The 25468-nt window shown below is 65.8% G+C and carries 21 protein-coding genes and 1 pseudogene; 11 read left to right on the top strand and 11 right to left on the bottom strand.

Annotation, left to right across the window (positions count from 1 at the left end; genetic code table 11):
- Positions 1-112 precede the first annotated feature (112 nt).
- Both F6X61_RS22920 and F6X61_RS22925 read right to left on the bottom strand, forming a co-directional pair.
- Positions 113-523, bottom strand: coding sequence for a type II toxin-antitoxin system HicB family antitoxin (locus F6X61_RS22920; RefSeq protein WP_125860476.1), 411 nt, complete (start codon positions 521-523; stop codon positions 113-115).
- 41 nt (positions 524-564) lie between these two features.
- Positions 565-758 (bottom strand): annotated as a pseudogene (locus F6X61_RS22925) (type II toxin-antitoxin system HicA family toxin).
- A gap of 213 nt (positions 759-971) precedes the next feature.
- Here F6X61_RS22925 and F6X61_RS22930 point away from each other — a divergent pair.
- From F6X61_RS22930 to F6X61_RS22960, 7 genes are read left to right on the top strand one after another with little or no spacing between them, the layout of a single operon-like run.
- Positions 972-1577 carry a CDP-alcohol phosphatidyltransferase family protein gene (locus F6X61_RS22930; RefSeq protein ID WP_153788684.1) on the top strand — a complete coding sequence of 202 codons (606 nt, stop codon included), beginning with the start codon at positions 972-974 and terminating at the stop codon, positions 1575-1577.
- 29 nt (positions 1578-1606) lie between these two features.
- Positions 1607-3361 (top strand): bifunctional alpha/beta hydrolase/class I SAM-dependent methyltransferase, encoded by a 1755-nt coding sequence (locus F6X61_RS22935; RefSeq protein WP_153788685.1) that lies wholly within the window; start codon positions 1607-1609, stop codon positions 3359-3361.
- Positions 3361-4752, top strand: a complete 1392-nt coding sequence (locus F6X61_RS22940) for a phosphatase PAP2/dual specificity phosphatase family protein (protein ID WP_153788686.1) — start codon at positions 3361-3363, stop codon at positions 4750-4752. The genes F6X61_RS22935 and F6X61_RS22940 overlap by 1 nt, the downstream gene beginning before the upstream one ends.
- Positions 4749-5168: a hypothetical protein gene (locus F6X61_RS22945; RefSeq protein WP_153788687.1), complete on the top strand. Its 420-nt coding sequence runs from the start codon at positions 4749-4751 to the stop codon at positions 5166-5168. Before F6X61_RS22940 ends, F6X61_RS22945 begins: the two co-directional genes overlap by 4 nt.
- A gap of 10 nt (positions 5169-5178) precedes the next feature.
- Complete coding sequence (locus F6X61_RS22950; protein ID WP_153788688.1) at positions 5179-5802, top strand: lysophospholipid acyltransferase family protein; 624 nt, start codon at positions 5179-5181, stop codon at positions 5800-5802.
- Position 5803: 1 nt separating this feature from the next.
- On the top strand, positions 5804-6736 hold the full coding sequence (locus F6X61_RS22955; protein ID WP_153788689.1) for a phosphatidate cytidylyltransferase: 933 nt from the start codon (positions 5804-5806) through the stop codon (positions 6734-6736).
- A 4-nt stretch (positions 6737-6740) separates the two neighbouring features.
- Complete coding sequence (locus tag F6X61_RS22960; protein WP_153788690.1) at positions 6741-7220, top strand: HIT family protein; 480 nt, start codon at positions 6741-6743, stop codon at positions 7218-7220.
- A 54-nt stretch (positions 7221-7274) separates the two neighbouring features.
- Here F6X61_RS22960 and F6X61_RS22965 read toward each other — a convergent pair whose 3' ends face one another.
- Positions 7275-7550: a metal/formaldehyde-sensitive transcriptional repressor gene (locus F6X61_RS22965; protein ID WP_110994659.1), complete on the bottom strand. Its 276-nt coding sequence runs from the start codon at positions 7548-7550 to the stop codon at positions 7275-7277.
- A 69-nt stretch (positions 7551-7619) separates the two neighbouring features.
- Here F6X61_RS22965 and dmeF point away from each other — a divergent pair, with 69 nt between their 5' ends.
- Entirely contained in the window at positions 7620-8543 is a 924-nt protein-coding gene (gene dmeF, locus F6X61_RS22970) for a CDF family Co(II)/Ni(II) efflux transporter DmeF (RefSeq protein WP_153788691.1), read from the top strand.
- A gap of 152 nt (positions 8544-8695) precedes the next feature.
- Entirely contained in the window at positions 8696-9040 is a 345-nt protein-coding gene (locus F6X61_RS22975) for a cupin domain-containing protein (RefSeq protein ID WP_125465629.1), read from the top strand.
- 202 nt (positions 9041-9242) lie between these two features.
- On the opposite strand, the gene mmsB is transcribed toward F6X61_RS22975, so the two are convergent.
- Positions 9243-10133, bottom strand: coding sequence for a 3-hydroxyisobutyrate dehydrogenase (gene mmsB / locus F6X61_RS22980; protein WP_153788692.1), 891 nt, complete (start codon positions 10131-10133; stop codon positions 9243-9245).
- Between the two features lie 10 nt (positions 10134-10143).
- Positions 10144-11670 carry a CoA-acylating methylmalonate-semialdehyde dehydrogenase gene (locus F6X61_RS22985; RefSeq protein WP_153788693.1) on the bottom strand — a complete coding sequence of 509 codons (1527 nt, stop codon included), beginning with the start codon at positions 11668-11670 and terminating at the stop codon, positions 10144-10146.
- A 133-nt stretch (positions 11671-11803) separates the two neighbouring features.
- On the opposite strand from F6X61_RS22985, the gene F6X61_RS22990 reads away from it, so the two are divergent.
- Both F6X61_RS22990 and F6X61_RS22995 read left to right on the top strand, forming a co-directional pair.
- Positions 11804-12754 (top strand): LysR family transcriptional regulator, encoded by a 951-nt coding sequence (locus F6X61_RS22990; RefSeq protein WP_153788694.1) that lies wholly within the window; start codon positions 11804-11806, stop codon positions 12752-12754.
- Positions 12755-13046: 292 nt separating this feature from the next.
- Positions 13047-13661 (top strand): GTP-binding protein, encoded by a 615-nt coding sequence (locus F6X61_RS22995; protein WP_153788695.1) that lies wholly within the window; start codon positions 13047-13049, stop codon positions 13659-13661.
- 28 nt (positions 13662-13689) lie between these two features.
- On the opposite strand, the gene F6X61_RS23000 is transcribed toward F6X61_RS22995, so the two are convergent.
- The 6 genes from F6X61_RS23000 to recC all read right to left on the bottom strand — a co-directional run bounded on the left by F6X61_RS23000 (position 13690) and on the right by recC (position 25324).
- Positions 13690-14148, bottom strand: coding sequence for an OmpA family protein (locus F6X61_RS23000; RefSeq protein WP_153788701.1), 459 nt, complete (start codon positions 14146-14148; stop codon positions 13690-13692).
- 38 nt (positions 14149-14186) lie between these two features.
- Positions 14187-15467, bottom strand: a complete 1281-nt coding sequence (locus tag F6X61_RS23005) for a diguanylate cyclase domain-containing protein (RefSeq protein WP_153788696.1) — start codon at positions 15465-15467, stop codon at positions 14187-14189.
- On the bottom strand, positions 15464-16039 hold the full coding sequence (locus F6X61_RS23010; RefSeq protein WP_153788697.1) for a YfiR family protein: 576 nt from the start codon (positions 16037-16039) through the stop codon (positions 15464-15466). The genes F6X61_RS23005 and F6X61_RS23010 overlap by 4 nt, the downstream gene beginning before the upstream one ends.
- A gap of 68 nt (positions 16040-16107) precedes the next feature.
- Entirely contained in the window at positions 16108-18177 is a 2070-nt protein-coding gene (gene recD / locus F6X61_RS23015; protein ID WP_153788698.1) for an exodeoxyribonuclease V subunit alpha, read from the bottom strand.
- Positions 18174-21845, bottom strand: a complete 3672-nt coding sequence (recB, locus tag F6X61_RS23020) for an exodeoxyribonuclease V subunit beta (protein ID WP_153788699.1) — start codon at positions 21843-21845, stop codon at positions 18174-18176. The genes recD and recB overlap by 4 nt, the downstream gene beginning before the upstream one ends.
- Positions 21842-25324 carry an exodeoxyribonuclease V subunit gamma gene (gene recC / locus F6X61_RS23025; RefSeq protein ID WP_153788700.1) on the bottom strand — a complete coding sequence of 1161 codons (3483 nt, stop codon included), beginning with the start codon at positions 25322-25324 and terminating at the stop codon, positions 21842-21844. The genes recB and recC overlap by 4 nt, the downstream gene beginning before the upstream one ends.
- Positions 25325-25468: the final 144 nt, after the last annotated feature.

A 25468-nucleotide genomic window follows, 5' to 3' on the forward strand; every position in this document is an offset into this window, starting at 1 on the left:
TACGCACTGATTTTGCCTCCAATTGGGCGCCATCATAGCGCCCGATGAAGGTGTCCAAAATCATTAGGCCAGTTCAAGGCCACTCCTACAAGGGCCGTGCCAAACCCGAGGGCTAGCGGAAGGCGACCGCCAGCTCACGCAGCGCGGCCGAGGCGAGGAAGCCAGAGCGCGAGGCGTAACGATGATCGCGTTTTACCTTTTCGTCGATGCGCTGCAGCAGGTTCTCCGGCAGCGTGGCGTTAAAGCGCACCGCCTTGCCCAGGTACGGGGTCACATCGAAGTCCACCACCGCCCAGACGCCCCCGGCGTAATCAGGGTTGGCCACATGCACATCCACCTCCTCGGCCTGCGGCAACGCCTCGCCGTCGGCCACCAGGCCTTCGAAATGCAGGGCCAGGGCTTCCTGCACATTCTCCAGCGCCTGGGAAACAGTGGCGCCAGCCGAGAAACAACCAGGTACGTCGGGCACGATCACACCGTAGTCAGTGCCCTCATCCTTATGCAGTACAACGGGGAATTTCATGGTCTGTCTCCAGTGATCCTGTGCGCTCAACACAAGCGGTCTCATTTGAGGCCCGCCTGTTTCAAAATGCTGTGTACGGTACCCCTGGGCAGATCGCTCTTGGGATGAGGAACCGTAACCCTGCCTCGCTTGTACGGATGCCTGAATTGAGCCTGAATTGATGGTGACTTCCTTTCACTTCCACCTCGTACCAGCCGTCGGCTTCGATAAGCTGGATCACGTCCCTGCTGCGCATGCATCCGTCCTTTGGCAGGTGATGTGTAGCGTACACACCACTATGGGTTTTAACCAAGCCAAATACACACCATGCACACAATAGGCGACAAGCGGCGCATTCCCCCTGTTTCGTAGGGCTGATGCACTTCACAGATGGGCGCTTTCAACTTGCCGCCGCCCACGCGCCTTATTCACAATTGCCGCATCGCCGCACCACGACAGGGAGTTCCACGTGCCATCGATCTACCAGCTCAAACCCCGCTTCCAGGCGCTGCTGCGCCCGACCGTCCAACGCCTGTTCGAACGTGGCGTCACCGCCAACCAGGTCACCGTCGCCGCTGGCGCAATCTCCGTGCTCATCGGCCTGCTGCTGGCCTGGCTGCCCCAGGTGGCGTGGCTGTTCATCCTGGTGCCGGTGTGGATGCTGCTGCGCATGGCGCTGAATGCGGTCGACGGCATGCTCGCCCGGGAGTTCGGCCAGCAATCGAAGCTGGGTGCCTACCTCAACGAGCTGTGCGACGTGATCGCCGATGCCGCGCTGTACCTGCCCTTCGCCCTGCTGGCCGGCGTGTCGCCGGCGCTGGTGGTGCTGGTGGTGCTGCTCGCGGTCATCAGCGAGTACGCCGGGGTGATGGGCCCGCTGGCTGGCGCGTCGCGGCGCTACGACGGGCCGATGGGCAAGAGCGACCGGGCCTTCGCCTTCGGCGTGCTGGGCACCGGGGTGGCCTTCGGGCTGCTGAGCGCAACCTGGATCAACGGCTTGCTGCTGGTCATCCTGCTGCTCTCGCTCTATACCCTGTACAACCGGGTTCGCCAGGGCCTGGCCGAAACCCGCTGAGCCCCCGCTGCCGGACAAGGATATTCGCCATGCGCCAAGCGCAATCGCTGCATTTTTCCACCCATGACGGCGTCGAGCTGCACTACCGTCACTGGCCCGCCACGCGCAACGAACACCAGCCGCGCCGGGCCTTGGTGATGTTCCACCGTGGCCACGAGCACGGCGGGCGCCTGGCGCACCTGGCCGACGAACTGGACCTGCCCGACTATGACGTTTTCGCCTGGGACGCCCGTGGCCATGGCCAGTCGCCAGGCGCGCGCGGCGACAGCCCGAGCTTCGCCACCAGCGTGCGCGACGTGCAGACCTTCATCGAGCATATCCAGGCGCAACACGGCATCGCCGAACCCGACCTGGTGGTGCTGGCGCAGAGCGTCGGTGCGGTGCTGATCGCCACCTGGGCCCATGACTACGCGCCCAAGGTGCGTTGCCTGGTGCTGGCCTCGCCCGCGTTCAAGGTCAAGCTCTATGTACCCTTCGCCCGCCCCGGGCTGAAGCTGATGAAAGCCCTGCGCGGCAATTTCTTCGTCAACAGCTACGTCAAGCCGCGCCTGCTCACCCACGACCCGGAGCGGGTCATGTCCTACGTGGCCGACCCGCTGATCAGCCGGCCGATCTCGGTGACCATGCTGCTCGGCCTGTACGACGCCGCCGATCGCGTGGTGGCCGATGCCCAGGCGATCCAGGTGCCGACGCAACTGCTGGTCTCGGGCTCGGACTTCGTGGTCGAGCGCGCCCCGCAGGAGCGTTTCTTCGAGCGGCTGGGCAGTGCGCGCAAAGAGCTGCACATTCTGCCCGGCTTCTTCCACGACACCCTCGGCGAACGGGACCGCGCCCATGCCCTGGCGCGGATCAAGCGCTTCGTCGAGCATTGCTTCGATAACCCCGCCCCCGTGCCGTCACTGCTCGATGCCGACAAGACCGGCGCCAGCTGCGCCGAGGCCGAAAGCCTGGCCGCGCCGCTGCCGCGTAACTCGCCGCGCGACCTGTACTGGCGCGCCACCCGCGCCGGCCTGCAACTGGGCAAGGGCCTTTCAGATGGCGTGAAACTGGGCTTCGACACCGGCTTCGACTCAGGCTCCACCCTCGACTACGTCTACCGCAACCGGCCCACCGGCAAGGGCCGGCTGGGCGAGATGATCGACCAGAACTACCTCAACGCCATCGGCTGGCGCGGCATCCGCCAGCGCAAGCTCAACGTCGAGGAACTGCTGCGCCTGGCCATCGCCCGACTGCGTGAGCAACAGCGCCCGGTGCACATCGTCGATATCGCCGCCGGCCACGGCCGCTACATCCTCGAAGCGCTGCAAGGCTTGCAGCAGTTGCCCGACTCGATCCTGCTGCGCGACTACAGCGAGCTGAACGTGCAGCAGGGCAACGCGCTGATCAGCGAAAAGGGCTTGGGTGACATCGCCCGCTTCGTCCAGGGCGACGCCTTCGATCGCCAGAGCCTGGCCGGCCTCGAGCCGCGCCCGACCCTCGCCGTGGTCAGCGGCCTGTACGAACTGTTCCCCAGCAACGAGGCCGTGGCCAACTCGCTGGCGGGGCTGGCCGATGCCGTCGAAGAAGGCGGCTACCTGGTATACACCGGCCAGCCCTGGCACCCGCAACTGGAGATGATCGCCCGGGCGCTGACCAGCCACCGTGGCGGCCAGGCCTGGGTAATGCGTCGGCGCAGCCAGGCGGAGATGGACCAGTTGGTGGAGGCGGCGGGTTTTCGCAAGATCACCCAGCGCATCGACGAGTGGGGCATTTTCAGTGTCAGCCTGGCGCAGCGGGTGCGTTGATGCCCCGTGAAGCAGGGCTGATCCGCCGTGGCGTGCTGTGGCTGTTGCTGCTCGGCCCGTTCTTTTTCCTCAGCTACGGCCTGGCCAACAGCTATACGGCAGGGCGCGAGGATATCGGCAGCCTGGTGTTCGCCTGGGAGCGGCACATGCCGTTGTGGCCATGGACGATCATCCCGTACTGGTCGATCGACCTGTTGTACGGCTTGTCGTTCCTGTTGCCGCAAAGCCGGCGGGAGATGGACCGGCACGCGCTGGCGCTGCTGACCGCGCAATTGCTCAGCGTCGCTTGCTTCCTGCTCTGGCCCTTGCGTTTCACCTTCGAGCGCCCGGAACTGTCGGGGCTGTTCGGTTGGCTGTTCGATGTGCTGATGGGCTTCGACAAGCCTTACAACCAGGCGCCGTCGCTGCATATCGCACTGCTGGTGATCATCTGGACGATGTTCGCCCGGCACACGCAGCAGCACATGTGGCGTTGGCTGGTGCATGGCTGGATGGGGCTGATCGGGGTGTCGGTGCTGACCACCTGGCAGCATCACTTCATCGACCTGCCAACCGGCGCGCTGGCCGGTTTCGTTTGCCTGTGGCTGTGGCCGCAGCAAGGCCCGCTGCCCTGGCAGCACGCCCGGCTGGCGCGCGATCCCAAGCGCTGGCGCGTGGCGTTGCGCTATGGGCTCGGGGCGATGCTGCTGGCGGTGCTGGCCTTCAAGATCGGGCACGTCAGTTTGTGGCTGCTGTGGCCGGCTGTGTCGCTGCTGCTGGTGGCGCTGAACTATGGCCTGTTCGGTGCGGGCGGTTTCCAGAAAGGCGCGGATGGCCGACTGTCGATTGCCGCGAGTGTGTTGCTGGCGCCCTATCTGCTGGCTGCGTGGGCCAACTCACGGTTGTGGACCCGGCAGCACCCACAGGCGGATGAAGTGCTGGATGGGGTGTATCTGGGGCGGATGCCGGGGCATGGGGAGGCGTCGGCGTTTGCGGCGGTGGTGGACCTGTGTGCGGAGCTGACCTGTACCGACGCCATCGCGGGGCAAGTCGCAGCGGCGCACCGCCGCTCCCACGCAGCGCCTGGCAATGGCCCGTGGGAGCGGGCTTGCCCCGCGATGGCCCTACAGTACTACCAGTGCCTGCCAAGCCTGGACCTGATCGCCCCCAGCCAGCAAACCCTGCAGCAAGCCGCCGCCGCCATCGAACACCTGCGCCAGCAGGGCCCGGTGCTGGTCTGTTGCGCCCTGGGCTATTCGCGCAGCGCCAGCGCAGTAGCTGCCTGGCTGATCATCAGCGGCCGCTGCAGCGATGCCAGCCAGGCCGAAATGCTGATCCGCAAGGCACGCCCCAGAGTGGTCCTGCACAGCGCCCATCGCCGTGCGTTGCAGCAACTGGAGGCCCGGCCATGAACCTGCGCATCGTCGCCAGCCTGCTCGCCCGCGGGCGTCAGCTGGAACGCTTGTCGGATGGCATCAGCCTGCTGGCCATCGCCTGCAGCCTGGCGCCGCTGTTCGGCCTGGCGCTGCCTTCACCGGCCCACGCACTGTGCGTGGTGCTGCTGCTCATCGGCCTGGCCCACAAGTACTGGGCGATACGTGTCGCCCTGGATGCCGAGCTGTTCACCCACTTGGCCACCAGCAGCGACCTGCCCGCCGATACCCAGGCCCTGGACCGTGCCCTGCATGAACTACGCCTCAAACCCAGCACCAGCGACAACCGCGACTGGCCAGCACGCAGCCAGGCCGCCCTGGCCCTGCTGCGCCGCCAGGCCCTGTGCCTGGCCGTGCAGGTGCTGCTGGTACTGACCCTCCCCTTCACCGGATAAGACCGCCGCCATGCTCGCCAGCCTGACCGCCATCGTCATCACCTCCGCCGCCCGCCTGATCACCGGCGCCCGCGCCCTGTGGCTGGGTTGCACACCGCAGCCGGTACAACGCCTGTACTTTGCCAACCACAGCAGCCACGGTGACTTCGTGCTGCTGTGGGCGGCACTGCCCGCCCCCCTGCGCCGCCACACCCGCCCCGTGGCGGGGGCCGACTACTGGTGCAAGCCCGGTATTCGCGACTTCCTCATCCGCCGGGTGTTCAACGCCGTGCTGATCGATCGCACGCGTTCGCCGGCCGAGGGCAACCCGCTGCAACCGGTGCTCGACGCGTTCGCCCAGGGCGACTCGCTGATCTTCTTCCCGGAAGGCACGCGCAACCTCGGTGACGAGCCGCTGCTGCCCTTCAAGAGCGGCCTGTTCCACCTGGCCGCGGCCAACCCGCAGGTCGAGCTGGTGCCGGTGTGGATCGCCAACCTCAACCGGGTCATGCCCAAGGGCCGTGCCCTGCCGCTGCCACTGCTGTGCACCTTGAGTTTCGGCGAGCCGCTGCACCTGCAGGCGGACGAAGGCAAACACGCATTTCTCGAGCGGGCCCGCGAGGCCCTGCTGAACCTGGCCCCGAAGGATGCCTGAGATGGATCACAACACCCTTTCGCTGTTCGCCGGCATCGGCGCCCTGTTGCTGCTGGCCAGCGCCATCGGCCGCCTGCTCAAGTGGCGCGCCGGCCCTGCCCCCCACGCGGTCATCGACAACCTCAACGCACGCATCAATGCCTGGTGGGTGATGGTGCTGGTGATCGGCATCGCCTTCGTGTTCGGCAAATACGGGGTGATCGTGCTGTTCTACGGCGTGTCGTTCTACGCCCTGCGCGAGTTCATGACCCTCACCCCGACCCGGCGCAGCGACTACCCGGCGCTGGTGGCGGCGTTCTACGTGGCGCTGCCGGTGCAGTACCTGCTGATCGCCATGGACTGGTACGGGCTGTTCAGCATCTTCATCCCGGTGTACCTGTTCCTGCTGCTGCCGATCCTCGCCAGCTTCGGCGGCGATACCACGCGCTTCCTCGAGCGCGCCTCGAAGGTGCAATGGGGGCTGATGATCGCGGTGTACTGCGTGTCGTCGGTGCCGGCGCTGATGACCCTCGAGATCCCTGGCTTCGAAGGCCGCAACCTGCTGCTGATCGCCTGGCTGATTCTGGTGGTGCAGATCAGCGACGTGCTGCAGTACGTGTGCGGCAAGCTGTTCGGCAAGCGCAAGGTGGCGCCCAACCTGTCGCCGTCGAAAACCGTCGAAGGCCTGGCTGGCGGCGTGGCGCTGGCCACCCTGGTGGGCGCGCTGCTGTGCTGGATCACCCCGTTCACCTTCTGGCAGGCGGCGCTGATGGCGCTGACCGTAAATGCCATGGGCTTCTTCGGCGGGCTGGTGATGTCGGCGATCAAGCGTGACCGCGGGGTGAAGGACTGGGGGCACATGATCGAAGGCCATGGCGGCATGCTCGACCGCATGGATTCGGTGTGTTTCGCAGCGCCGGTGTTCTTCCACTTCGTGCGCTACTGGTGGGCGTGAGTCGATGAACATTCCCGGGGAATACATCGTCCACGAGAGCGAGCACTGGATCGTCAACCATCACCTGACGTCGCGCCTGCCCGGCTACCTGATGCTGGGTTCGCGGGCGCCGGTCGACAGCCTGGCCGACCTGCCCGACCAGGCGCTGGCGGACATGGGCCGGCTGATGGCCAGGCTGCAACGGGCCATGGAGCAAGCGCTCGCGCCCAAGTGGCTGTACATCGGGCGCTTCGGGCATGTACCGGGTTGCCCGCTGCACTTTCACTTCATCCCGGTCCACGACTGGGTCGAGGCGCTGTTCTGGGCGGATGAGCGTTACCGTGCGCTGCAACAGTTCGGCTCGCTGGAGCACGCCCTGTCGAAGACCGACGGGGCGGAACTGACGTTGTTCGTCTGGCGCGAGTTCGGCGAAAGCCCGACCCCACCTGAGGTACTGGGGAGGGGTATACCTGAGGTGATTGCCGCTGTGCGTGAGCAGTTGTAGAGCGTATCGCGAGACCAGCCGGGGCTCCGACCAGCCTCGCGGTGTTGCCGAACGCTATTTCAGGTAGGAGCGCAACAGCGAAGCTACCTTGTCGGCCTCCTCCAACCGCTCCTCGGCGCTCAGCCCCTCCGCCACCAGATGCTCGCGGATATGCCCTTCCATCATTTCGGCCATCAGCCCGTTCACTGCACCGCGCACGGCGGCGATCTGCTGCAGGATCGCCAGGCAGTCCTTTTCCTGCTCCAGCGCGGTCTCCAGCGCGGCTGCCTGGCCTTTGATCTTGCGCACCCGGGTCAGCAGCTGCTTCTTGCTCTTGAGGGTATGTGCCATTCTGCTTCCATCACTGCAGGTATACTGGGGTATAGTATATTTCACGCCTTTCCGGGAGCATGATAAACCATGACCACGCAAACCTCCGACCGCTGGCTGCACAGCCACCAGTTCCATACCAGCAACCTCGGTGCCGAGCGCAAGACGCGGCTGGCGGTATGGCTGACTGCCGTGATGATGGTGGCGGAGATCGCCGGTGGCTGGTTCTTCAACTCCATGGCCCTGCTGGCCGACGGCTGGCACATGAGTTCCCACGCCCTGGCGCTCGGCCTGTCGCTGCTGGCCTACGCCGCTGCGCGGCGCTATGCAGGTGACCGTCGTTTTGCCTTCGGCACCTGGAAAATCGAGATTCTCGGCGGCTACTCCAGCGCTCTGTTGCTGCTTGGGGTGGCCGCACTGATGGCGTTCCAATCGGTTGAACGGCTGCTGACGCCAGGCGCCATCCATTACGACGAGGCGATCTTCATCGCCGTGATCGGCCTTGCGGTAAACCTGATCTGCGCCTGGCTGCTGCGCGATGACCACACGCATCATCACGAGCATGCACATGACCACGGCCATCATCACCACGACCTCAACCTGCGCTCGGCCTACCTGCATGTGATCGCCGACGCCGCCACTTCGGTGCTGGCGATCGTTGCCCTGGTGGCCGGCAAACTGTGGGGCGCCGGCTGGCTCGACCCGGTCATGGGCCTGGTCGGCGCATTGCTGGTGGCGCTGTGGGCCAAAGGCCTGCTGCGCGATACCGGGCGGGTACTGCTGGATGCCGAGATGGATGCGCCAGTGGTCGAGGAGATCCGTGAGGTGGTGGCACAACTGCCGGTGGCGGCGGCCATCACCGACCTGCATGTGTGGCGCGTCGGCAAGGACCAGTACGCCTGCATCGTCAGCCTGGCCACTGCTGGCGCACTGAGCGCAGACAGCGTGCGCCAGGCGCTTGGGGTGCATGAAGAGCTGGCGCACATCACCGTGGAGGTGAATACCCTGCGCTGAGCTTCGCTCAGGCCTGCGCCGGTGTGGCGCACAGCCCGAGCCAGCAGGCCGGATAGCGCATCCAGACAGCCAGGCGTCGAGCACAGGCAACTGGCCGACGACGCCTGGCCCTAAGGTGATGCGTTCAATCACTAGTTGCCTGGAGCCACGCCATGTCCGATTTCATCACCGTCCTGCGCGAAACCTGCCCCACCCCGGTGGTCGACGCGACCAAGTGGAAGCGCATCGGCGGCGACCCGCACACCGTCAACCTCAACGCCTACCTGTCGGCCGACGGCAGCAAGATCATGGGCACCTGGATCTGCACCCCGGGCAAGTTCGAGGTCAACTACGAAAAGTGGGAGTTCTGCCACTTCCTCGATGGCTACTGCATCGTCACCCCGGAAGGTGAAGAGCCCAAGCACCTGAAGGCAGGGGATGTGTTCGTGATCGAACCGGGGATGAAAGGCACCTGGGAAGTGGTCGAGACGGTGCGCAAGTATTTCGTGTTTGCCTGAAACACTGCCCACACATGGCACGGGCTACGCCCGTGTTCGCGGGTAAACCCGCTCCCACAGGGACCGCACTGAGCCTGTGGGAGCGGGTTTACCCGCGAAGAGGTCAGCCCAGGCAAAAAAATCGCGAACCTGACGTCCCTCCCCCCGGTGCGCAGTTACGGTAGGAAGGCCGCCAGACCCGCGATGAAGTCCCTCTCGCCCATCAATCCTTCTTGCGATACCCCTCGACGATCGCCGAGAAATCCTTGCCGCCATCGCCGCGCAGGCTCATGGCCTGGTACAGCTGCTGGGCCATGGCGCCCATGATCACCGGCTGGTGCGCCTGGCGTGCGGCCTCGGTGGCCAGGCCCAGGTCCTTGAGCATCAATTCGGCGCCGAAGCCGCCGGTGTAGCCGCGCGAGGCCGGTGCGGTCTCGATGATGCCCGGCCACGGGTTGTAGGTGTCCGAACTCCAGCAGCGCCCGGTCGAGCTGTTGATGATCCCGGCCAGTACCTTGGTGTCGATGCCCAGCGCATTGCCCAGGGCCATGGCCTCGGACACGCCGATCATCGAGATGCCCAGCAGCAGGTTGTTGCAGATCTTGGCGATCTGCCCGGTACCTACCTCGCCGCAGTGCACGATGTTGCGGCCCATCTGCTCCAGCACCGGCTTGAGGGTGGCGAACAGCTCGCTGCTGGCACCGACCATGAAGGTCAGGGTGCCGGCCGCCGCGCCGCCGGTGCCGCCGGACACCGGCGCGTCACCCATGTCGATGCCCTTGGCCGCCGCAGCCTTGGACACGTCGCGGGCGGTCTGCGGGTCGATGGTGCTGCAGTCCACGGTCGGGGTGCCGGGGCCGATGCCGGCCAGCACGCCGGTCTCTTCGTCCAGGTAGACACTGCGCACATGGGCAGCGGCCGGCAGCATGGTGATCACCAGCTCGCTGTTGGCCGCAGCCTCCTTGGGCGAGGCGCTCACCTGCCCACCCAGTTCGGCAAGCTCTGCCAGTACGGTCTTGTTCAGGTCGAACAGGTTCAGCGCGTGCCCGGCCTTGATCAGGTTGCGGGCCATGGGCGCGCCCATGTTGCCCAGGCCGATGAATGCGATACGCATGGTCAACTCCTTAGCGCAGGCTGATGGTGGTGTTTACACCGTCGTTGACGCTGTCATCGTCGAACCAGCGGGCGGTAACGGTCTTGGTCTGAGTGTAGAACTGCACCACCTGCTTGCCGTACGGGCCGAGGTCGCCGAGCTTGGAGCCGCGCGAGCCGGTGAAGCTGAAGTACGGCACCGGTACCGGGATCGGGATGTTGATGCCGACCTGGCCGATGTCGATCTCGCTCTGGAACTTGCGCGCCGCAGCGCCGCTCTGGGTGAACAGGCCGGTACCGTTGCCGAACGGGTTGGCGTTGACCAGGGCGATGGCCTCGTCGAGGGTGTCCACCTCCAGCGTGACCAGTACCGGGCCGAAGATTTCCTGGGTGTACACCTGCATGTCGGTCTTGACCCCGGAGAACAGGGTCGGGCCGACGAAGTTGCCCTGCTCGTAGCCCGGCACCTTCACGTCACGGCCGTCCAGCTCCAGCTTGGCGCCTTCCTTGATGCCGCTTTCGATCAGGCCCAGCACCCGCTCCTTGGCGCGCTTGGACACCACCGGGCCGACGTCGGTGCCCGGCTCGTTGCCGGCATTGACCTTGAGCTTGCTGGCCGCATCCTTGATGTCCGGCAGCCACTCGCGGGCCTTGCCCACCAGCACCGCCACCGAGGTGGCCATGCAGCGCTGGCCGGCGGCGCCGAACGCAGCGCCGACCAATGCGTTGATGGTCTGGGTGCGGTTGGCGTCGGGCAGTACCACGGCGTGGTTCTTCGCGCCCATCATCGACTGCACGCGCTTGCCGTGCTGGCTGCCCAGGTTGTAGACGTGGGTGCCGACTTCGGTGGAACCGACGAACGAGATCGCCTTGATGTCCGGGTGGGTGCAGATGCCGTCGACCACCTGCTTGCCGCCGTGTACCACGTTGAGTACGCCAGCCGGGATGCCGGCTTCCAGCGCCAGCTCGACCAGCATCATGGTCGACAGCGGGTCCTGTTCGGACGGCTTGAGCACGAAGGTGTTGCCGCAGACGATGGCCATCGGGAACATCCACAGCGGGATCATCGCCGGGAAGTTGAAGGGGGTGATGCCGGCGCACACACCGATCGGCTGGCGCAGGGTGTAGGTGTCGACGCCACTGGCGACGTTCTCGGCGAACTCGCCCATCTGCAGGGTGCCGATGGAGGCGGCGTGCTCGACCACTTCCAGGCCGCGGAAGATGTCGCCCTCGGCGTCGGCAATGGTCTTGCCCTGCTCGGCGCTGAGGGTCACGGCGATGCGTTTGCTGTGTTCGCGGATCAGCGCCTGCAGCTTGAGCATGATGCGCATGCGCGCGCCGATCGGGGTGTCGCGCCAGGTCTTGAAGGCGCGCTCGGCGGCGGCCACGGCGGCGTTCACTTCATCGGCGGTGGCAAACGGCACCCGCGCCAGCACTTGCTGGGTGGCCGGGTTGACGATGTCGCGCCACTCGGTGGTCTTGGACTCGACCCATTGGCCGTCGATCAGCAGCTTTACCTGTTCGACCTTGGTCTGGCTGGGGTTGTGGGGTGCGTTCATCTGCGCTCTCCTTGGAATTATTGTCGGAACGAAGACGCCTACGCCGGGGTGGACACGGGGTGGCGTGTAGGGGCTGAGATCGAGTATAGATGTGCAAACATCCAACAAGAATGAACAAAAAAACCGGATCATCATGCAAAAAGACCTCACCTCCCTGAGCGCGCTGAACTGGGACGACCTCAAGTTCTTTCTTGAGGTAGCGCGCACCCGCAAGGCCAGCAGTGCGGCCAAGCGCCTGGCCGTGGACTACACCACGGTGTCGCGGCGCATCGGCTCACTGGAAGGGGCGCTGGGTACCTTGTTGTTCGAGAAGTCGCGCACCAACGGCTTCGTCCTCACCGCCGAAGGCCAGCGCCTGCTGGGCTACGCCGAGTCGATCGAGAGCACCCTGCACATGGCCTGCGAGCAGGTCTCGGGCTCGGGCGTGGCGTTGTCGGGGCATGTGCGCATGGGCTGCACCGAAGGCTTCGGCAGCTTCTTCGTCACCCCGCAGCTGAGCCATTTCGTCGATGCCTGGCCGGCGATCTCGGTGGATATCCTGCCGTTGCCGCACTTCATCAGCCTGTCCAAGCGCGAGGCCGATATCGTCATCGCCCTGGAGCGGCCGGAGCATGGGCCCTATGTGTGCTGCAAGCTGTGCGACTACCGGCTGCGGCTGTATGCCACCCAGGATTACCTCGACAACCACGCGCCGATTCGCGCGGTGAGCGACCTGGCGAACCATCCGTTCATCAGTTACGTCGACGATCTGGCATTCAGTTCGGAGCTTTTGTACCTGGCGAACCTGATCCCCAATGCCCAGGCGCACCTGCGCAGTACCAGCGTCATCGCGCAGTACACAGCGGCGTTGCAGGGGCGTGGGCTGGCGATTTTGCCGTGCTTCCTGGCAGCGCAGGACCCGCGGTTGGTGACAGTGTTGCCGGAGGAGATCGAGGTGACGCGGCAGTTCTGGATGTATTGCCGGGAGGATTTGCGCAAGCTCAAGCGGATTACCCTGTTGTGGGATTACATCCGTGAGGTGACCGAGGCGAATGCGCCGTTGTTGATGGGGGAGACGCGGGAGATGAAGTTCGCTCAAGGTTGAGCTTGAGGGCCATCGCGGGGCAAGCCCGCTCCCACGTTGAATTGCCAATACCAGCGTGGGAGCGGGCTTGCCCCGCGATGGATACCAAGCAGCGTTCAGTCCGACGCCACCATGATCAAGCCCTCCGGTTCTCCATGTGCCCGGCGCTGGTGCGATTGCCCGTCGCGCGCCTGGTTATCAAGCACGCAGTGTGCCCATCCATAAAGTCTTTGCCTGACATTTTTGCCAGTAGTCAGTGATTACAAGCCGGCCTCTAATAACTCCGACATCGACTCAACAGGAGACCCGCGCCATGTTCAAGGCAGTCGCATACCCAATACTAAAGTCCAACGTTGTGACTATCGGTCCCGCTGGCCACGGAAAAACGACCCTGACCGCCGCGCTGATACGCTGTAGCGCCGAAAACTACAGCTCAAGCGTTAACAGCTCCAGTGACAGTAGCATCAGCATCGAAGATAAAGCCCGTCTGGCAGCCAACAGTACCTCACCCGTTTCGTATGATTCAGAGAGTTGTCGTTACTCTCACCTGGACTGCGCAGGTGATGCCGAACAAATCAAAAATACTCTCACTAAAGCCGCAAAAATTGATGGGGCGATCCTGGTTTACTCGGTCGTCGATTGGACGAAAGAGCAGACTATCGAGTACCTCAACCTGTGCAAGCAGCTTGGCGTCGAGCATATCGTGGTGTTTCTCAATAAGGCAGAACTTCAAGAAGACTTTGAGCAGTGTGAATCGATTGAGATGCAAATCCGCGACTTGCTGGATGTACATGGGTTTAAGGCAGACGACCCGACATTCGCTCTTGGCTCGGCCCTCAAAGCACTGAAAGGTGAAGAAGGCGAGTTCGGCACTGATGCTGTCCTCAATCTCTTTAAGGTAATGGCTAGGACTATCCCGTCCAGCTGATTGCATACGAGCAACACATAACCGAGCATCAATCCGAAGCCACTACGATCGACACCCGACGATTCTCCATGCGCCCGGCGCTGCTGCGGTTGTCGGCCACCGGCTGGCTGCTGCCCAAACCGCGAGTCTGGATGTTCTGCGGTTGCATGCCGATGCCAATCAGCGCCTTGGCCACGCTCTGGGCGCGGCGTTCGGACAGTTGCTGGTTGTAGGCCGCCTTGCCTGAGGCATCGGCGTGGCCGTCGATGCGCACGCGCTGGATATCCACCGACAGCAGCGCCTTGCCGATACGCTCGACGATCGCTTCGCTCTGGCTGTTGAGGCCGTCCAGGTCGCTGCCGAACAGCACCTTGCCGGACAGGTCGAACGCCCAGCCCTCATCGACAGGTGTAAAGCCTTCGCGCTTGAGCACGGCCACCTGCTCCGGGGTCAGGCCCTTGGGCGGTACGCTCTGGCAGCCGCCGAGGGCGAGCAGGGCCAGGGCCATGGCGAACAACGGGAAACGCAGCGCTAATAAACGGTTGATCACGGTTCAGCTCCTGTGCTTTTTACATCAGTGGCGCAGCGTTCCGTCTGCGCCACTTGCCAATGGCCACGGCGCATGCGCTTGGCCTGGTACATCGCCGCATCGGCGGCATTGAGCAGACTGGCCGGGTCGTGGCCGTCGTCCGGGTAATAGGCGATACCGACACTGAGCGAGCTGGTGATGCGGGTGCCATCCTCCAGCAGGATCGGCAACTGCATGCTGGCGATGATCTTCTCGGCGATGCGCTGGGCATCTTCACGCGCCGGCAACGGCGCCAGCAGCACGGCGAACTCGTCGCCGCCCAGGCGCGCCACCAGGTCATGCTCACGCAGTTGCGCACGTACCCGGCTGGCGATAGTGATCAGCACTTCGTCACCCACGGCATGGCCGAGGTTGTCGTTGATCTGCTTGAAATGGTCGCTGTCCAGGAACAGCAGGGCCAGGCGCTCGTCCTGACGCTCGGCAGTGCGCAGGCTGCGGTTCAAGCGGCCCTCGAAGAAGGCGCGGTTGGGCAGCCCGGTGAGGCTGTCGTGGCTGGCCTGGTGGGCGAGGGTTTCGTTTTCGCTTTGCAGGTGGCTGTGCCAGACCTCCAGCTCGTCGAGCAGCGCATTGAAGTCGTTGCCCAGTTCGTTGAGTTCAGCGATCTGTGCTTCTGGCACACGGCGGTCGAAACTGCGCTCGCGGCGCGCGGCGTGAGCCACGCTGGCCAAGTGACGCAACGGGCGGATGATGTCGGCGAACAGCCGGCGCGACAGGTACAACGCCAGCACCGCGCTGACCACCGTGCACAGCAGGATCCCGAGCAGGCCACTGAGCAAAAAGCGCAGCAGGCTGCCGCCCTGGCCGACCAGTTCGATATGCCCGACCTTCTGGCCCATGTGCTGCACCGGCAAGTTGATCGGCTGCTCCAGCAGGGTCCGCGCCACCTGGCTTTGCAGCCGTGCAATCAGGGTTCGGTCATCGCGCTGCCAGTGGGCGAGCAGTTCACCATCGTTGTTGAAGACCTTGGCGTCGGCCACCTCTTCGGTCGCGGCGATCAGCGCCAGTGCCTCATTGGCGGCGGGGCTGTCGTCGAACACAACGGCGGCTTCGACGGTGTAGTTGATGGAACGGGCGATCAAATGCAGGTTGTGGTTGGCGTAAACGCGCAGGGCGGCCACCCCGAGCAGGGTCACCAGGACCCCGGCCAGGCCGGCGGCGAGCAGGGCAATGCCCAGGTGACCACGCCCCAGCACCGCTCGCAGGGTCGGCCGGGGCATGCGCTGGTCAGGGCCGCTCATGGCTGCGCCGCCCGCCGCCGCGACAACTGCAGCACGCTGGGGTGGATGCGCACGCCGCTGCGCGCTACCGAATCGAGGTTGACGTCGAAGGCCACCTGCTGATCGCTGACCCGCAGGCAGAACAGGCTGCCCACGGTGCAGGGGTCGTCGGCTTCGGTGATGCTCAGTACCGGGTGACCGCTGATTGCCTGGAACAGGCGATCACGCTCGCCGGGTTCGAGCTTGCCGATGTAAACGGCATCACAGGCACTGGCCAGGCTGGCATTGCCGGCCAGCAGTCGGCGCACCTGCAGTGGCTGCCCGGAACTCTGCAGCGTGCCTTTGATCAGGTCGTCGGCGTATTCGGTGGGGCCGACCAGGCACAGGCGCAGGGGGTTGGGTTCGGCGGGCCAGCGGGCATAGCTGAGGATGCCCAGCACTACCTGGGTCACTGCCTTGGCCCGTTGCTGCGCCTGCGTGCTCGGCTCGCCGGCCAGCGCCTGGGCGGACACGCCGGTCAGCAACAGCGTGGCCATCAGCAGCGAGCGCGCGCAATCCTTCACCCGCCTCAAAACCGAGACAGCCACTGTCATGTGGGAAATCTCTCAAAAAGTTGCCAGATAATGCCGCAACGATAGCACAGCAACGTGGTACGCCCGTATCACAGTTGTTCCAGCATCAGCCCCGAAACACGTCTTACCCTGCGCCCCACAGCCTCCTCGAACACTCCGCTGCGCGGCTCGATCAGGCTGAAGCAGTGCTTGGCCCGGGTAATGCCGGTGTACACCAGCTCCTTGGTCAGCACCGGGTTGAGTGCGTCGGGCAGCACCAGCGCGGTGTGGCTGAACTCCGAGCCCTGGGACTTGTGCACGGTCATGGCGAACACGGTTTCCACCTCGCTCAGGCGGCTGGGCAGGACAAAACGCACCCCGCCACTGCCGTCGTTACGCGGGAAGGCCACGCGCAGCGGGGCCTGGCCCTGGTCATCGGGCAGGCGCAGGGCAATGCCGATATCACCGTTCATCAGGCCGAGGCCGTAGTCGTTGCGGGTTACCAGTACCGGGCGCCCCTCGTACCACAGCTGCTGGCTGTCGATCAGCCCGGCATTGTGCAGCACCCGCTCCACCCGCTGGTTCAGGCCTTCGACGCCCCAGGCGCCCTTGCGCACCGCGCACAGCAGTTGGAAGTCCTCGAAACGGCTCAGCACTTCGCCGGCCCAGTGTTCCCAGCGCGGATCGTCCGCCGGGGTGCCTGGTGGCGGGCGCAGGCGGCCGATGTTGCGCAGATAGTTGCGATAGCCCTGGGGGCCCTCGACGCCGCGGTTGAGGCCGTCGAGCAGCAGGCGGTCGAAGCGCTTGTCGTGCTCGCCGCCGAGGGTCAGGCAGAAGACGTCATCGGGCTTGCTGGCCAGCAGCGCGCGGGCCTCTAGGGCCTGCTGGCGGTTGACCAGCCGTGCCAGTTGGCCGATGCCGCTGCCCTCACCGAAACGCCGGGAATGGCGCAGCATGACGATCTGCTGGGCCAGCGGGTTGCGCGGGCTTTCGCCCGGTTTCAGGCCGCTGTTGGCCAGCGATTGGCCGCCTATCTGCTCCAGCCAGGCCTGGGTCTGCGGCCAATAGCAGCCGTCTTCGGCGTCGCGGCATAGGTCGCCCAGCACCGCACCCGCTTCCACCGAGGCCAACTGGTCCTTGTCGCCCAGCAATACCAGCCGCGCATTGGGTGGCAAGGCGTCGAGCAGGTTGGCCATCATTTCCAGGTCGATCATCGACGCCTCGTCGATCACCAGCACATCCAGTGGCAACAGGTTGCCGGCGTTATGCCGGAAGTGGCGCGAGCCCGGGCGGCTGCCGAGCAGGCGGTGCACGGTGCTGACGTCGGTGGGGATCTGCGCGCGCACCGCGCTGTCGACCCGCAAGCGCTCGACCTGCTGGCCGATGGACTCGGTCAAGCGCGCCGCGGCCTTGCCGGTGGGCGCCGCGAGGCGAATGCGCAGGGGCCGGCCCTGCTCTACCGCCGGCGCCTGCAGCAGGGCCAACAACCGCACCACCGTGGTGGTCTTGCCGGTGCCGGGGCCGCCGGTGATGACGCTGAAACCGGCACGGGTGGCCAGGGCGCAGGCGAGTTTTTGCCAATCCACCTCGACGGCCGGCGTGCCGTTGTCGAACAGTTGCGCCAGGCGCACGGACAGATCGGCCTGCAACGGCTGCTGACGGGCCAGGCGCTCGTGCAATGCGCCGTCGATGCGCCGCTCGTAAGACCAATAGCGGCGTAGGTACAGACGTTCACCACTGCGCACCAGAGGGCGCTGTGCGCTGCTGTCGCCTGCCGCCACCAGCTGGCTATCGCCGATGCGCTGCAACCAGGTGTTCAGGTCGAGGCTGGCCAGCAACTGCGAAGGCAGCAGCAGCGGCCCGGCCAGGGCATCGCCTTCTGGCGGCAGCGACAGCGCGAAGTCCGGCTCGGCCAGGGTCTGGGCAAGGTCGAGGCAGACATGGCCGTGACCCAGTTGGTGGCTGGCCAGCGCCGCCGCCAGCAACACCAACGGATCGCTGCCTGGGGCGAGCTCTTCGAGGAAGCCGACGAAGGCCCGGTCCAGCGCACGCAGCCAGCCACGTTCCACCCAGCGGTCGAGCAGGGCCAGCAGGTCGTGGCTGTCGTGCAGGGGCGCCAGGGCGCTCAGGTGCTCGGCCTGCAGTGGGGTCGGCAGAAGGTCGTCGAGGCTGCGGCTCATGGCGTGGCTCCAGCAAACAGGTCCTGCTGCGCGGGCGCGTGCTCGCCACGGAACAGCGCATCGAGGGCTTCGATCAGTGCGCGTGGCGGGCGGGCGTGATATAGGCCGTTGCCTGTCGAATGTGTGCCGCGCAGGAAGATGAACAGGGCACCGCCGACATGGCGGTCGTAGTCGTAGTCGGGCAGGCGTGCGCGCAACTGGCGGTGCAGGGCCAGCAGGTAGAGCACGTACTGCAGGTCGTAGCGGTGCTCGAGGATCGCCTGCTCCATGGCCAGGGCGCCATAGGCCTGGGCGTCTGGGCCGAGCCAGTTGGATTTGTAGTCGGCCACGTAGTAGCGCCCGTCCAGCTCGAACGCCAGGTCGATGAAGCCCTTGAACATGCCGTTGAGCTGGGTCGGCTGGAGCGCCGGGCGCGCGGCGCCGTCATGGGTATGGCGAACCACCAGTTGGTCGAGGTGCAAGGTATCGACCTGATGGCTGGCGAACCAGAACTCCATCTCGATCTGGTACTGGCTCAGCGCCGCCAACTGCAGGGTAGCGCCCTGCAACGGCATGGGCTGCACCAGCATCTGCTGCAGCCACTGGCTGAGCGTGGGGATCCAGCCGGCCCAGTCGCGGCGGTTGCAGCGCCGGCCCACGGTGCGCTCGATCAGCTCGGGCTGGCTGCTCACGGCGGCGAAGCCTTCTTGGCCTGCCCATTCGAGCAGGCCATGGAGGAAGGTGCCGGGGTTGGGCCCACGGGGGAAGCGGTGGATATCACCGGACTCGGCCGGCACTTCGCGCAGCAGCTGGCTGTCCAGTGCTTCGTCGTCCAGCAGTTGTTGGGCCTGGGAGCTGTCGGCGATAAGCGTCTGATCGCCGACACGCAGCGCACTGTAGGAGGCGATCCACCATTGCTCGGCGGCGGCCCGTCGGGGTTTGCGTGCCGGCAACAGCTCGCTGTCGTTCGCGGGGGTGCGGTAGCTTTGCTCGTCGGCCTCGGGCAGCGGCCCACTGATGATGGCCGGGCTGTCGGCACCCAGAGCCTGCAGCCACTCGCCCAGTTGGCTGGATGCCGACAGCGGCAGGCCGCCACCGAGCAGGTAACCCAGGGCCGAGCGGTGCAGCTGCGAGCTGCGCTGGGTGCCCCGCTTGAGGTCGGCGACACCCAGCCAGCAACCGTGCTGGGCGCGGGTCAGGGCGACGTAGAGCAGGCGCAGGTCTTCTGCCAGGCGCTCGTCGTCGGCACGTTCGACCTGCTGTGCATCCGGCGTGAGCGTGAGGTGTGCCGTGCCGTCTTCGTCATGCCAGGACAGCGGCAGGCGCGAGCCATCCACCGGCTTGCTGGTGCAGATGAACGGCAGGTACACCAGGGGGTATTCCAGGCCTTTGGATTTGTGGATGGTCACCACCTTGACCAACTGCTCGTCGCTTTCCAGGCGCAGGATCTGCTCCTCGCCGGCCTGCCCGGCGTTGGCCAGGTGCTCGGCCAGGTGGCGGATCAATGCCTGCTCGCCATCCAGCTCGCCGGCCGCCTGCTGCAGCAGTTCGGCCAGGTGCAGCAGGTTGGTCAGCACCCGCTCGCCGTCGGTGCGCGCCATCAGGCTGCGCGGCAGGTGGAAGTCGTGCAGCAGGCGGCGCAGCATCGGCAATACGCCTTGGCGTTGCCAGATTTCGCGGTAACTGCGAAAGCGCATGACCCAGCCTTCCCAGACCCGCTCGTCCTGGTTCAGGCGCTCCAGTTCGATCAGCGGCAAGCCGAGGGTCAGGCTGGCCAGGGCGGCCTTGAGCATGCGCTCGGCGTCCGGCTCGGCGCAGGCCTTGAGCCAGGCCAGCAGGTCGTGGGCTTCCTGGGCGGCGAACACCGAATCCTTGTCTGACAGGTAGACGCTGCGCACCCCGCGGGCCGCCAGTTCGGCGCGGACCAACTGCGCTTCGTGACCGTCGCGCACGAGGATGGCGATATCGGACGGCAGGCACGGGCGCAGTGCGCCGTCACTGCCGGCAAAGCCACTGACGCCCTGCTGGCCGCCGTTGAGCACGGCGACGATATGGCTGGCGCAACTGGCGGCCAGGCGCTGGCGATACAGGGTGTTGGACACCGGCTCGTCACTTTGCAGGTGCCAGCAGTGCAACGCCGCGCTGGGCTGGCCGTCGATCAGCAACTGTTCGCTGCGGCCTTTGGCGCGGACCTCGACGAAGGGCAAGGGGTTGTCGCCCTGGGCGCGGAACAGGAAGGCGCCGCGGCCTTGCTCACGCGCCTCGGCCTGCAGGAAGACCCGGTTCACGGCCGCCACCATGGCCTGGCTTGAGCGGTAGTTGGTGTCCAGGCTGTGCAGGCGCCCAGCGGTGGCGCGCCGGGCCGCCAGGTAGGTGAAGATGTCGGCGCCACGGAAGGCGTAGATCGCCTGCTTGGGGTCGCCGATCATGAACAGGCCGGTTTGCGGGTTGTTCTCGGTGATGCGATAGATGCGCTCGAAGATGCCGTATTGCACCGGGTCGGTGTCCTGGAATTCGTCGATCAGCGCGACCGGGAACTGCTCGCGGATCAACCCGGCCAGGCGCTCGCCGGACTCGCTGGCCAGCGCATGCTGCAGGCGCAGCAGCATGTCGTCGAAGCCCATTTCGGCGCGACGGCGCTTTTCCACTTCGAAGCGGGCCGAGACCCAGGCGGCGGCATGCTCCAGCACGCGCACCTCAGGGCTGGCGAGCCCCTGCAATTGTTCGCGCAGGGTTTGCATGGCATGCAGGGCTGGATGGCTCGGCGGCTCGCCGACCTTCCATGCCTCGGCCATGCCGTCGGGGGTCAAGCGGGTGAAGCCGGTGCCCAGGTCGAGGTCCAGGGCTTGATCGTCGCCAGCCCAGGCCTTGAGCTTGTCGAACCAGGGCTCGAAGTAGCGCGCCTGGAGCTTGCGGCCGTCGGCCTGCTTGGCGGCCACGGCGTCGCGGCAGATCTGCTGCAGCTCATCGGCCCAGGCGGCCCATGGCGCCTTGAGTTGGCGCAGTTGCTCAGTGCGCTCGCGCAGGGTCGCTTCGATCAGTTGTTGCGGGTCTTGGTCGTGCTGTTCGCTGCGCACCCGGCCGAACAAGGGGCGGATGCGTGGCAGCAGGGCATCGGGGCTGCCCCAGTGGCCCCGCACCCAGGCCAGGGATTCGCCGCGCATGCCGTAGCAGAAGCGCCGCCAGTAGTCGCGCATGACCTGGCCAAGCAGCTCGCTGTGGTCGGTTTCCAGGCTCTGGGTGAACAGACTGCCACTGTCGAACGCGTGCTCGCGCAGCATGCGCTGGCACCAGCCGTGGATGGTCGATACCGCGGCCTCGTCCATCCACTGCACGGCGATCTCCAGGCGGCTGGCACAGCGTGGCCAATGCTCCTGTGGATACTCGTCGCGCAGTTGATGCAGCAGCGGGTCGGCGTCTTCCAGCTCGCCGCGGAAAAACCGGCCTGCCTCGGCCAGGCGGGCACGGATGCGTTCGCGCAGCTCTTTGGTGGCGGCGTCGGTGAAGGTCACCACGAGGATCTGCGGGGGCAGCAGTTCGCGGGCGAAACCCTGCTCGCCGCCGTGGCCGAGGATCAGCCGCAGGTACAGCGCCGAAATGGTGAAGGTCTTGCCGGTGCCGGCACTGGCTTCGATCAGCTGGCTGCCGTGCAGGGGGAAACTCAAGGCCAGCGGGCGGGCTTGGCTCATTGGGCGCTCTCCGAGTTGCCGAGGGTCTGCCAGGGCGCTGCGAACAGGGGGCGGTACAGGGCTTCGCACCAGCCTTCGAAGGTTTCATCCAGCACCAGCGCGGCGAAGTCGTGGTACTGGCGGGCCAGGGCCAGGCTTTCACTGCGCTCGCCGTTGCTGATCAGGCCGTCACCTTCGTAGGCGCGGGCGGCGGCGGCAAGCGCCTTGTCCGGATCTTCCTGGGCCAGCCAGGCGAACGCGGTCTTGGCCGCGACCGGCAGGGGGGCGTTCATGCCGGCCTGGCGCGCCACCAGCAGTTCGCCCAGCCGTTCGGCGGCCTGGCCTTGGGGCAATGGCGCCAGGAGCAGGGTCAGGTCGCTGGCCACCAGCGCGCTGTGCAACGGGTAGCCCGAGGCGCAGGCGGCCAGGTGCATGACCCAGGCCGGGATCAGCCGGTGCCACTTGAGGCTGTTGCGCCCGGCACTGAGGGTGTTGGGCACGGTGGCGATGCTCAGCAGGCTCTGGTCGTCGGCCTGGTAGACCCGGCCCAGCCAGCCCTCGAGGCGGTGCAGGCCGTGTTCGAAGTGGATCGGCAAGGCGCCTTCCACCAGCGTTGGCCAGCGCTGCAGCAATTGCCCATGGCGCTGCAGCAGGTCTGGCAGGGGCTGGATCAGCTCGGCCTGCAACGCCTCGCCGAACCCGGCCAGCGGCAGCAGGCCACAGGCTTGCAAGCGGCGGGCCTGGGCCTGCAGCGCCTGCTCGGGGTTGTCCGGCGCGGCCAGCGCGGCACCCAGCAGGCTTTCACTCAGGCCGTAGCGTTGCAGGGCGTCGAGGGCGAAGGGCTCTTCGTCCGGCGTGGGGGCTTCCAGGGCTTCGAAGTAGACTTTCAGGCGCTGACTGAAGAAGTGCCTGACGGGATGGCGCATGAAATCCTGCAACTGCATCAGGCTCAATGGCTCATCGCTGCTGTAGGGCAACAGCGGGGCATGGGCTGCCTGGGCCTCTGCGGCGTCCTGATGCAGGACCAGCCACTCATGGGCAAAGCTGAACAGCGGGCTGCCTTTCTGGAAATAGCGCTGGCTGAACGGCTGCAGCGGGTGCTCCTGGGTCAGGGCATGCAGCAGTTGCTGCCCCGCATCGTCCTTCTGCCCTGGTTTGGCCTTGGCCAGTTGCCAACCGGCGGCCAGATGATCGCGCAACTGCCCGATCAGCACCGAGGCTGGGCGTTCGCTGTTGTCGCGGATGCTGCGCCCGACCCAGCTGACGTACAGTTGGTCGCGCGCCGACAGCAGCGCTTCGAGCAACAGGTAGCGGTCGTCCTCCCGGCGCGAACGGTCGCCGGGGCGGTAGTCGCTGGCCATCAGGTCGAAGTCCAGCGGTGGCTGCGCGCGCGGGTAGTCGCCGTCGTTCATGCCCAGCAGGCAGACCACCCGGAACGGGATGGCGCGCATGGGCATCAAGGTACAGAAGTTCACGGAGCCTGCGAGGAAACGCTGGGACAACTTGCCCTGGTCGAGGCCCGACAACCACGCCTCGCGAACCACGGTGAGCGGTAGCAGGTCTTGCAGGTTGACCGCCTCGCAGGTTTCCAGCCAGGTGTCGCGCAGGTCCTGGAGCTGCACCAGGAGCAGTTCGTCGTGCTCGTTTTCAGCCAGGAAGAAGATCTGCAGCAGCGCATGCAGGCGCTCGCCCCATTGCGTGGCGGTGGCCGGCTGCGACAGTGCCTGGCAGGCGATATCCAGGGCGTCGAGCAAGGCAACCAGCGGCCCGATCAGGGCAGCATCGAGCCCGCCGATCTCGTCGTAGGGCTCGATGCCGTCGCAGCCCTCTCCTACGCCTACCGCGTACCCCAGCAGCATGCGGCGCAGGCCGAAACGCCAGCTGTTCTGCTCCAGGCCCTCGGGCAAGCCGAGCGTGGCGCGTTGCCGGGCACTGAGGCCCCAGCGGATGCCTGCGCCCTCGATCCAGCGGTGCAGGGTAGGCAGGTCGCTTTCCTCGATCGCGAAGCGGGCGCGCACTGCCGGTACGTCCAGCAGGTCGAGTACCTCACTCACGGCAAAACGGCTGTCGGGCAGCTTCAGCAAGTGTTCGAGCGCGATCAGCAAGGGATCGCGGCCGCGTTGGCCTTGGTCGGTCAGGGTGAACGGGATATAGCGTGGGTCGCTGCGCTCCAGCTGGCCGAACACCGCGCGAATGTGCGGGGCGTAGGTGTCGATGGCCGGGAGCATGACGATGATGTCGCGCGGACGCAGGCTGGGGTCGGCACTGAAGCGGGCCAGCAGCTGGTCGTGCAGGATCTCGACTTCGCGCTGTGGGCTGTGGGCCACGTGGAAGCGCACGGAGCGGTCCTTGGCAGGGTCCACTTGGGGCCATTGCTCGCGGGTTTCGGCCAGGGGGCGAAGTTCAAGGATGTCGTCCTGCAGCTGGTTGAGCAGGGTCTTGGGGTCACCGTCGCTGAACAGGTCGATGCGGCCATCGCTGAACACGGCCTGATAGCTGCCGGGGTCGTCGTAGCTGTCGAGCAGGTTGATGTAGTCACGGCCCTGCTTGCCCCAGGCGGCCAGCAACGGGTGGGCGTGCTGGTGCAGCAGCTCGTCGTCCAGCTGCATGGGCATGCCTTGCTTGCGCTGCTGACGTTTGTACTGGTGACGCAGCAGGTCCTTGTCGGCAACGATGTCGCCCCAGTGGTGACGGCAGGGGTTGTGCACGCACAGCAGTACCTGGCTGAAGCGTGCCAGGCCGGCCATGGCCTCGAGGATCTGGGCCGGCAGCGATGAGATGCCGAACACGATCAAGCGCGCGGGCAGGCCCGTGGGCGCTTGTTCCAGGCTGTTGATACGTTCGATGAAGCGCTGGTGCACACCGGCGCGACTCTGGGCCATGCCCTCTTCGCCTACGTCTTCGAGCAGGATTCGCCACAGCTCGGCCTGCCAGCGGTAACCGGCGGCCAGCGGCTTGCGTTCACCGCGGGCGGTGTTGAGCACATGCTCCCCGGCCGCCCAATCCTTGAGCCAGTCGGCACGGTAGACCTGGTATTGGTCGAACAGGTCGGCCAGGCGTTCGGCCAGCTGATAGCGTTTGCGCAGGTCGCTGTCGTCGTTGAGGAAGCGGCGCAAGGGCTCGAAATGCGGGCGCTCGATGACCTCCGGCAGCAGGCGCATGAGGCGCCAGGTCAGGGGGGCTTTGTCGAGCAGCGACACTTCGGGGATTTCATCGCGGCCCAGCACCCCGCGATACAGCTGCCACATGAAGCTGCCGGGCAACTGTACGTCGATTGCGGCGGCAATGCCGCAGCCGCCTTGGTCGTCGTCCTGCGGGTCCTCGGCCAGCGCCAGTTTCAGCCACTGGGCGATACCATTGCTCTGTACCAGGGCGATTTCGTTTTCCAGCGGTGCCAAGGGAAAGCGGCGCATCACACTCACCACCAGATTGCGCAAATCATCCAGGCGATTGCCCTGGACGATCATGAAACCTGGGTGCAGTGAGGTCGTGTGGGCCATTGGGCGCTCTCGTGAAGGCGGGCGGATATGGTGGGGAACCATATCACGGGGTTGATCTTTTCCGATCCGGAAAAGACAAAACCCCTACCTGCATGCGCAGATAGGGGTTTTGCGAAATGAATCTTGACGATGACCTACTCTCAC

It is taken from the genome of Pseudomonas sp. EMN2, from assembly GCF_009650555.1.
GTDB classification, from domain to species: Bacteria; Pseudomonadota; Gammaproteobacteria; order Pseudomonadales; family Pseudomonadaceae; genus Aquipseudomonas; species Aquipseudomonas sichuanensis.

Coding starts and splice junctions, on each gene's coding strand:
- F6X61_RS22920 (WP_125860476.1), bottom strand. CDS start 523: ATGAAATTCCCCGTTGTACTGCATAAGGATGAGGGCACTGACTACGGT.
- F6X61_RS22935 (WP_153788685.1), top strand. CDS start 1,607: ATGCGCCAAGCGCAATCGCTGCATTTTTCCACCCATGACGGCGTCGAG.
- F6X61_RS22940 (WP_153788686.1), top strand. CDS start 3,361: ATGCCCCGTGAAGCAGGGCTGATCCGCCGTGGCGTGCTGTGGCTGTTG.
- F6X61_RS22945 (WP_153788687.1), top strand. CDS start 4,749: ATGAACCTGCGCATCGTCGCCAGCCTGCTCGCCCGCGGGCGTCAGCTG.
- F6X61_RS22950 (WP_153788688.1), top strand. CDS start 5,179: ATGCTCGCCAGCCTGACCGCCATCGTCATCACCTCCGCCGCCCGCCTG.
- F6X61_RS22955 (WP_153788689.1), top strand. CDS start 5,804: ATGGATCACAACACCCTTTCGCTGTTCGCCGGCATCGGCGCCCTGTTG.
- F6X61_RS22960 (WP_153788690.1), top strand. CDS start 6,741: ATGAACATTCCCGGGGAATACATCGTCCACGAGAGCGAGCACTGGATC.
- F6X61_RS22965 (WP_110994659.1), bottom strand. CDS start 7,550: ATGGCACATACCCTCAAGAGCAAGAAGCAGCTGCTGACCCGGGTGCGC.
- dmeF (WP_153788691.1), top strand. CDS start 7,620: ATGACCACGCAAACCTCCGACCGCTGGCTGCACAGCCACCAGTTCCAT.
- F6X61_RS22975 (WP_125465629.1), top strand. CDS start 8,696: ATGTCCGATTTCATCACCGTCCTGCGCGAAACCTGCCCCACCCCGGTG.
- mmsB (WP_153788692.1), bottom strand. CDS start 10,133: ATGCGTATCGCATTCATCGGCCTGGGCAACATGGGCGCGCCCATGGCC.
- F6X61_RS22985 (WP_153788693.1), bottom strand. CDS start 11,670: ATGAACGCACCCCACAACCCCAGCCAGACCAAGGTCGAACAGGTAAAG.
- F6X61_RS22990 (WP_153788694.1), top strand. CDS start 11,804: ATGCAAAAAGACCTCACCTCCCTGAGCGCGCTGAACTGGGACGACCTC.
- F6X61_RS22995 (WP_153788695.1), top strand. CDS start 13,047: ATGTTCAAGGCAGTCGCATACCCAATACTAAAGTCCAACGTTGTGACT.
- F6X61_RS23000 (WP_153788701.1), bottom strand. CDS start 14,148: ATGGCCCTGGCCCTGCTCGCCCTCGGCGGCTGCCAGAGCGTACCGCCC.
- F6X61_RS23005 (WP_153788696.1), bottom strand. CDS start 15,467: ATGAGCGGCCCTGACCAGCGCATGCCCCGGCCGACCCTGCGAGCGGTG.
- F6X61_RS23010 (WP_153788697.1), bottom strand. CDS start 16,039: ATGACAGTGGCTGTCTCGGTTTTGAGGCGGGTGAAGGATTGCGCGCGC.
- recD (WP_153788698.1), bottom strand. CDS start 18,177: ATGAGCCGCAGCCTCGACGACCTTCTGCCGACCCCACTGCAGGCCGAG.
- recB (WP_153788699.1), bottom strand. CDS start 21,845: ATGAGCCAAGCCCGCCCGCTGGCCTTGAGTTTCCCCCTGCACGGCAGC.
- recC (WP_153788700.1), bottom strand. CDS start 25,324: ATGGCCCACACGACCTCACTGCACCCAGGTTTCATGATCGTCCAGGGC.